Source organism: Rhodoferax sp. ZS1R8, assembly GCF_056521325.1.
The window spans coordinates 1-1,164 of sequence record NZ_JBWMBA010000137.1 but is presented as its reverse complement, the minus strand read 5'-3'; the positions used below and the strand labels follow the sequence as shown (position 1 = coordinate 1,164).

General features: G+C 60.5%; 1 protein-coding gene and 1 pseudogene. Both read right to left on the bottom strand.

Annotation, left to right across the window (positions count from 1 at the left end):
• On the bottom strand, positions 1-774 hold a 774-nt coding region (locus AC097P_RS24455), incomplete at its 3' end, for a DMT family transporter (protein WP_479613011.1).
• A gap of 121 nt (positions 775-895) precedes the next feature.
• Positions 896-1,164 (bottom strand): annotated as a pseudogene (locus AC097P_RS24450) (translational GTPase TypA); the annotation flags it as partial.

The window sequence follows — 1,164 nt, the reverse complement described above, 5'->3', positions numbered from 1 at the left end:
ACCCAGCCACACCAGCAGAATGCCGAAAAGCACCTCGAGCAGTGCCAGTAGGGATAATTCTGGTGCCTTGAGGACGCGGGCGCACAGGACTGACAACACACAGGGAATGGCCAGCTGGAACACGCCCAAATAGGCCAGAAGTCCCAGATCATGCGCGGTGGCCTGAAACGGATAGGCCAGCGGCAGCGTGATCAGGGTGCTGATCACGGCACCCACAAATACCGCGGGCACCAAATCGACATCGTGCCCATGGGCATGGGCGTTTTGGGTAACCGTCCAGTTGGTGGCGGCGGCAATAGGGACACACAGGGCCACCAGCGTCCCCAGAAGCTGACCATCGGCAATCTGCGGGGCATACATGTAGGCAATGCCCAGCCCGGCCACAACGATGGCGACCCAGGTTCTAAGGGGAATACGATGACCAATGAAGATGCGGGCAATCAGGGCCGTCATCAGCGGGCCCAAGGACATGGTGATCAACACATTGGCTACGCTGGTCAGCGTCAGTGCCACCATGTAGGCGGTGAACATCACGCTCCAGCAAACGCCCGAGATCCAGAACGTCTGACCCGCATGGCGGATGTTGGCAAAGACGCTGCGCCCGCGCATCAGCGGCAGGATAATCAGCAATGCGGCAGCTGTGAACAACGCCCGCCAGAAGGTTACTTCAAAGCTGCGGGCACCGTCCAGGTGGCGCGTGACCACGCCTGCGGTGGACCACATCAAGGCCACAGCCACCATCAGAAAAACCGCGCGGTTGTGTGTGAGTTTCAAGCGCAGAACTCCGTCTAGCGCTACAACGGTTGCTGCACTAAGGCAATTTCCCGCCGGGCCACCCCAAGGGAAATAAACCCCCTCGGGGGGCAGCGACCCGCGTAGCGGTGGAGCGTGGGGGTCACCTTCCAGCGCGCTTGCGCTCGCTCTCCGTCAGGTGGCGCTTGCGAAGACGCACCGATTTGGGCGTGATTTCGACCAACTCGTCGTCCTCGATGAATTCCACGCCGTATTCCAGCGTCAACTCAATCGGGGGCGTGATCTTGATCGTGTCTTCCTTGCCGGAGACGCGGAAGTTGGTCAGCTGCTTGGTGCGTGTGGCGTTGACGACCAGGTCGTTGTCACGGCTGTGGATGCCCACAATCATGCCTTCGTACACGGGGTCGTTGG